General features: G+C 59.8%; 7 protein-coding genes. 5 read left to right on the forward strand and 2 right to left on the reverse strand.

All coding sequences use genetic code 11. From position 1 onward, the window contains the following. The first annotated feature begins 124 nt into the window (after positions 1–124). From dnaQ to F8N49_RS25305, 3 genes are read left to right on the forward strand one after another with little or no spacing between them, the layout of a single operon-like run. On the forward strand, positions 125–883 hold the full coding sequence (gene dnaQ / locus F8N49_RS25295) for a DNA polymerase III subunit epsilon (protein WP_041480624.1): 759 nt from the start codon (positions 125–127) through the stop codon (positions 881–883). Further along, positions 870–1,175 (forward strand): hypothetical protein, encoded by a 306-nt coding sequence (locus F8N49_RS25300; protein ID WP_151553064.1) that lies wholly within the window; start codon positions 870–872, stop codon positions 1,173–1,175. The genes dnaQ and F8N49_RS25300 overlap by 14 nt, the downstream gene beginning before the upstream one ends. Positions 1,176–1,189: 14 nt before the next feature. Continuing rightward, positions 1,190–1,804: a GNAT family N-acetyltransferase gene (locus F8N49_RS25305; protein ID WP_016774208.1), complete on the forward strand. Its 615-nt coding sequence runs from the start codon at positions 1,190–1,192 to the stop codon at positions 1,802–1,804. Here the strand turns inward: F8N49_RS25305 and F8N49_RS25310 are convergent. Further along, a complete protein-coding gene (locus F8N49_RS25310) occupies positions 1,770–2,663 on the reverse strand; it encodes a LysR family transcriptional regulator (RefSeq protein WP_122746949.1) in 894 nt (297 codons plus the stop codon). The two genes, F8N49_RS25305 and F8N49_RS25310, sit on opposite strands and share 35 nt — an antisense overlap. Positions 2,664–2,748: 85 nt before the next feature. Further along, positions 2,749–2,979: a hypothetical protein gene (locus F8N49_RS25315; RefSeq protein WP_016774209.1), complete on the reverse strand. Its 231-nt coding sequence runs from the start codon at positions 2,977–2,979 to the stop codon at positions 2,749–2,751. Between the two features lie 183 nt (positions 2,980–3,162). On the opposite strand from F8N49_RS25315, the gene F8N49_RS25320 reads away from it, so the two are divergent. Then, positions 3,163–3,720, forward strand: a complete 558-nt coding sequence (locus F8N49_RS25320; protein WP_024012496.1) for an NADPH-dependent FMN reductase — start codon at positions 3,163–3,165, stop codon at positions 3,718–3,720. Between the two features lie 149 nt (positions 3,721–3,869). After that, positions 3,870–5,153, forward strand: coding sequence for an arsenic transporter (locus F8N49_RS25325; protein WP_122880098.1), 1,284 nt, complete (start codon positions 3,870–3,872; stop codon positions 5,151–5,153). Positions 5,154–5,209 lie beyond the last annotated feature (56 nt).

Consider the following 5,209-nt stretch of genomic DNA (forward strand, 5'->3'; position numbering starts at 1 on the left):
GAATGCACTCAGTGTGGGAGCGAGCCTGCTCGCGAAGGACCCGCCACGGTCTGACTGAAACACCCCGCCGAGCGTGTTAACATCCGCGCCTTTGCCCGATTGACCCGTTGAGAGCTGAGCACTGATGGCCACCAGATCCGTTGTACTCGATACCGAAACCACCGGCATGCCGGTGACCGATGGTCACCGGATCATTGAAATCGGTTGCGTCGAACTGATCGGTCGGCGCCTGACGGGCCGGCATTTTCACGTTTATCTGCAACCGGATCGCGAGAGCGACGAGGGTGCGATCGGTGTGCACGGTATTACCAACGAATTCCTCGTTGGCAAGCCGCGCTTTGCCGAAGTCGCCGACGAGTTCTTCGAGTTCATCCAGGGCGCACAGCTGATCATCCACAACGCGGCGTTCGACGTTGGCTTCATCAACAACGAATTCGCCTTGATGGGCCAGCACGATCGCGCTGACATCACCCAGCACTGCACGATCCTCGACACCCTGATGATGGCTCGGGAACGTCACCCGGGGCAGCGCAACAGCCTCGATGCGTTGTGCAAGCGTTACGGCGTCGACAACTCCGGCCGTGAACTGCACGGCGCTTTGCTCGACTCTGAGATTCTCGCCGACGTCTACCTGACCATGACCGGCGGCCAGACCAGCCTGTCGCTGGCCGGCAACGCCTCCGATGGCAATGGCACGGGCGAGGGCGCCGACAACTCGGCTACCGAAATCCGCCGCCTGCCGGTCGATCGCCAGCCAGCACGCATCATCCGGGCGACTGAAGAAGAACTGGCGGCGCATCTGGTGCGGCTGGAAATCATCGCCAAATCGGCGGGTGCGCCGGCGTTGTGGACGCAGATTGCCGAGGCTGATGCGCAGGTCTGAAAACCTGAAGATCAAAGATCAAAGATCAAAAGATCGCAGCCTTCGGCAGCTCCTACAGGGATTGCATTCCCAAGTTAGAGACACCGAAGGCAGCGATTTTTTGCATTTGGCGACATGGAGCCAAGTTGCCACCCTCGCCACATTCGCTGCAACCCTCTACCCTGAGTGCACTGGTCAGGTGCAAATCTGCCGCCTCAGGACACTGAGCCTCATGTACAAAGAGTTGAAATTTGCGCTGGCAATCATCCATCGCGACAGCAAGGTCGACACTGTCGGCTGCGTCAAGGAATGAGGACTTTTCCCAGTATGCAACCGGTCATGAATCCGAAATACCCAGGGTTGTCGGTGCGGGTCGCCGACGAAGGTTTTGCGCCGTATATCTGGGGCAGCGACTTCAGTTTCGAGGTGGCCGCCTATGGCGCCGCCGTGATCGGCAAGCCGGTCGAGCAGTGGCCGGTGACGCCGATCGTGCCGTACCGCAAGTGCTACGGTATTGATCCGGAAGAGTTCAGCGCCTTTCACAACGCGCCCGACAGTGCGATTTTCATGGCGTACCTGGACGACGAGCCGGTTGGTCACCTGGTGATCAGCACCAACTGGAACGGCTTTGCCCACATCGATGAACTGGCGGTGCATGCCCCGGCCCGTCGCCACGGCGTGGCCAAGGCGTTGCTCGATGTCGCGCAGTTCTGGAGTCGCAAGAAGAAGCTGCCGGGCATCATGCTCGAAACCCAGAACAACAACCTCGGCGCCTGTCGTCTGTATGAGCGTTGCGGTTATGTGATCGGCGGCATCGACCAGTTGCGCTATCGCGGCATCGATCCGCACACCGCCGAAGTCGCGTTGTTCTGGTATCGCCTGTTCGATAATCCGCTGGAAAAACCACTCAGCTCGACAACATCGCCTCGGCTTGTTCCGTGACGATCGTCAGCAGTGTCTGAATCGCCGCCGACGGCGTGGCATGTTTGAAGGTCAGGGCGTAGAGGTTGATCGGCACTGCCGGTGAGAGCGGGCAGACGTCAAGCCCACCGGCGCGGGCGCCCAACGCGGTGAAGGGGTCGACGATGGCCAGACCTTCGCCGGCCTCGACCATGCTGCGCATCATCTGATGGGTCTGCACGCGGGTCTGAATGCTTGGCGCCGGGCGCAAGGCCTGGAGTTTGTTTTCCAGTGCCGGGCTCAGCGGATCATGCCCTTCGAGACCGACCATGGCCTGACCGGCCAGATCCGCGAGGGAAATGTATTTCTGTTTCGGTTGTAGCCAGCCGTGCGGAGCGAGCAATTGCAGCTTGCCCTGGGCCAGCGGCTGGCAGTGGATATCGGGATGTTCGGGATCGTGCAGGCTCAGGCCCAGATCGCTTTCGCGCAGTAACAGGCTGCGAACGATGTCGCGAGTCGGCGCGCTGAGCAGGCTGCAAGGTGCGTCCGGCAAGCGCCGACGCAGAGTCGCAAGGCTTTGTGGCAGCAATTGCTGGGCCAGCGGCGGGGTGCCGATGATGCGCAAGGGCGCGGCGAGGTATTGCTTGAGGCTGCTGGCCAGACGCTGCACCGGCTCAAGCGCCTCGTAAATGTGCGCGATTTCCACTTGCAAGGCGCGCGCTTCGGCGGTCGATTGCAAACGCCCGCGAACGCTGGCGAACAGCATGAACCCCAACTGACTCTCGGCTTCGCGCAAACGCTCTTCGACCTCGGTCACCGGCAGTTGCAGCCATTCGGCGGCGGTGCCCAGGTGACCGGTCTGCAAGAGCGCCTGAATCACTTCGATGTGGCGTAAACGCATGCGTGAAGTCCATGTTCAGCAGGTGGGGTCAGACGCTGAATCCTACCCCAAGTCCGCTCGCATGACTTCTGCTCATAACGCTGGGTTATTGAGCGACGGTTGGCTCAGGTTCGCGAATCAGGGTAATGCCTGATTGAACCAGGAGAAACTCGCTGTCACTGACCTTGTTGACCCGATCGCCAATGGCCAGTCTGTAAATGGGCTCCGAGCCAGTGGATCCGTCTGCAGACGGGTTCGATTCCTGGAATTCATGCACGGAATAAACGCGGCCTTCCGCATCTCTTGCATGAAACTGACCGACGAGTACTGCTGCCATCTGCTTAGAACCTCTGGAGATAAAACGCTTGATTTGCGGCTTTGTAGACCGTCACCAAGCTCGGTAAGTTTTCCTACAGGAAAAAAATATTCGCCGCGCAGGAAAAACCAATGACCACTGGTGAAAGCGCCACTGGATCATCTATAACTAGCGACTCTTCCCACGGACCATCGAGAGTCATCCATGAGCAATGTCTACAACGTCGCTGTAGTGGTCGGTAGCCTGCGCAAAGCATCGATCAATCGCAAAGTCGCACTGGCCCTCGCCGAACTGGCGCCGGCCAATCTCAAGCTCGAGATTGTCGAAATCGGTGAGCTGCCGCTGTACAACGAAGACATCGACGGCGCTTCTCCGCCGGCAGCCTACAGCACTTTCCGTCAGAAAGTGGCGTCATCCGACGCGGTGCTGTTTGTTACCCCCGAGTACAACCGCTCGATCCCGGCACCGTTGAAGAACGCCATCGACGTCGGTTCACGCCCTTATGGCCAGAGCGCTTGGAGCGGCAAACCCGGTGCGGTGATCAGCGTATCGCCAGGCGCCATCGGTGGCTTCGGCGCTAACCAGCACCTGCGTCAGACATTCGTTTTCCTCGATATCCATTGCCTGCAACAGCCGGAAGCGTATCTGGGGGGTGCGGGCAACGCGTTTGATGAAGCGGGCAAGCTGAGCGACTCGGTGAAACCGTTCCTGCAGAAATTCATCGATGCGTACGGCCAGTTCGTCGAGCAACACAAGAAATAACCGCGTACACAAAACCTGTGGGAGCGAGCTTGCTCGCGAAGGCGTCGTCAGCCGTTGCAAAATTGCTGATTGACCTACCGCTTTCGCGAGCAAGCTCGCTCCCACATTTTGATCTTCATTCCGTTTTCGATAGTTGAAGGCTCCTGCGAATGCTCGCTGCGTCACTGATTTTCCTGCTGACCATCACCCTCGTCATCTGGCAACCCAAAGGTCTCGGCGTCGGCTGGAGTGCAACGTTGGGCGCCGTGCTGGCGTTGATTTTTGGTGTCGTTCACCTCACGGACATCCCGCTGGTCTGGCAGATCATCTGGAACGCGACCGGCACCTTCGTCGCGCTGATCATCATCAGCCTGTTGCTCGACGAGGCTGGCTTTTTCAATTGGGCGGCGCTGCACGTGGCGCGTTGGGGGCGGGGCAGTGGGCGCAAACTGTTTGCCTTCATGGTGCTGCTCGGTGCGCTGGTGTCTGCGTTGTTCGCCAATGACGGCGCGGCGCTGATTCTCACGCCGATCGTGATTTCGATGCTGCTGGCACTGCGCTTTTCACCGGCGGCGACGCTGGCATTCGTCATGGGCGCCGGGTTCATTGCCGACACGGCGAGCCTGCCGCTGGTGGTGTCGAACCTGGTCAACATCGTTTCTGCGGACTTCTTCAATATCGGCTTCAACCGTTATGCAGCGGTCATGGTGCCGGTGAACTTCGTCAGCGTGGCGGCGACGCTGGGCATGTTGCTGTGGTTTTTCCGTCGCGACATCCCGGCGGCTTACGATCCTGAACAACTGGAAAACCCGCACACCGCTATCCACGACAAGGCGACGTTCTATGCCGGTTGGGCGGTGTTGGTGATCCTGTTGGTCGGCTGCTTCGGCCTCGAACCGCTGGGCATTCCAATCAGCGCAATTTCGGCGGTGTGTGCCGCGCTGCTGCTGGGCATCGCTGCGCGCGGTCACAAAATCTCCACGCGCAAGGTTATGAAAGAAGCGCCGTGGCAGATCGTGATTTTCTCGCTGGGCATGTACTTGGTGGTGTACGGCCTGCGCAACGCCGGGCTCACCGGTTATCTCGCCGGTTGGCTGGACGTGTTCGCCGGTCACGGCGTGTGGGGCGCGGCCATGGGCACCGGGGTGCTGACGGCGCTGCTGTCGTCGATCATGAACAACTTGCCAACCGTACTGATCGGCTTGCTGTCGATTGACGCCAGTCAGGCCAGCGGCGTGATCAAGGAAGCGATGATCTACGCCAACGTGATCGGCAGCGACCTGGGGCCGAAGATCACTCCGATCGGCAGTCTGGCGACCTTGTTGTGGTTGCATGTGCTGGAGCGCAAGGGCATCCACATCGGCTGGGGCTATTACTTCCGCGTCGGGATTGTGCTGACGGTGCCGGTGTTGCTGGTGACGTTGGCGGCACTGGCGGTGCGGCTTTCGCTGTAGACCGGGGTGGGCCCAATCGCTGGCAAGCCAGCTCCCACAGGATTTGTATTCATCGC

The organism is Pseudomonas sp. GXM4, assembly GCF_008923895.1.
Lineage (GTDB): Bacteria > Pseudomonadota > Gammaproteobacteria > Pseudomonadales > Pseudomonadaceae > Aquipseudomonas > Aquipseudomonas atacamensis.

Coding starts and splice junctions, on each gene's coding strand:
- dnaQ (WP_041480624.1), top strand. CDS start 125: ATGGCCACCAGATCCGTTGTACTCGATACCGAAACCACCGGCATGCCG.
- F8N49_RS25300 (WP_151553064.1), top strand. CDS start 870: ATGCGCAGGTCTGAAAACCTGAAGATCAAAGATCAAAGATCAAAAGAT.
- F8N49_RS25305 (WP_016774208.1), top strand. CDS start 1,190: ATGCAACCGGTCATGAATCCGAAATACCCAGGGTTGTCGGTGCGGGTC.
- F8N49_RS25310 (WP_122746949.1), bottom strand. CDS start 2,663: ATGCGTTTACGCCACATCGAAGTGATTCAGGCGCTCTTGCAGACCGGT.
- F8N49_RS25315 (WP_016774209.1), bottom strand. CDS start 2,979: ATGGCAGCAGTACTCGTCGGTCAGTTTCATGCAAGAGATGCGGAAGGC.
- F8N49_RS25320 (WP_024012496.1), top strand. CDS start 3,163: ATGAGCAATGTCTACAACGTCGCTGTAGTGGTCGGTAGCCTGCGCAAA.
- F8N49_RS25325 (WP_122880098.1), top strand. CDS start 3,870: ATGCTCGCTGCGTCACTGATTTTCCTGCTGACCATCACCCTCGTCATC.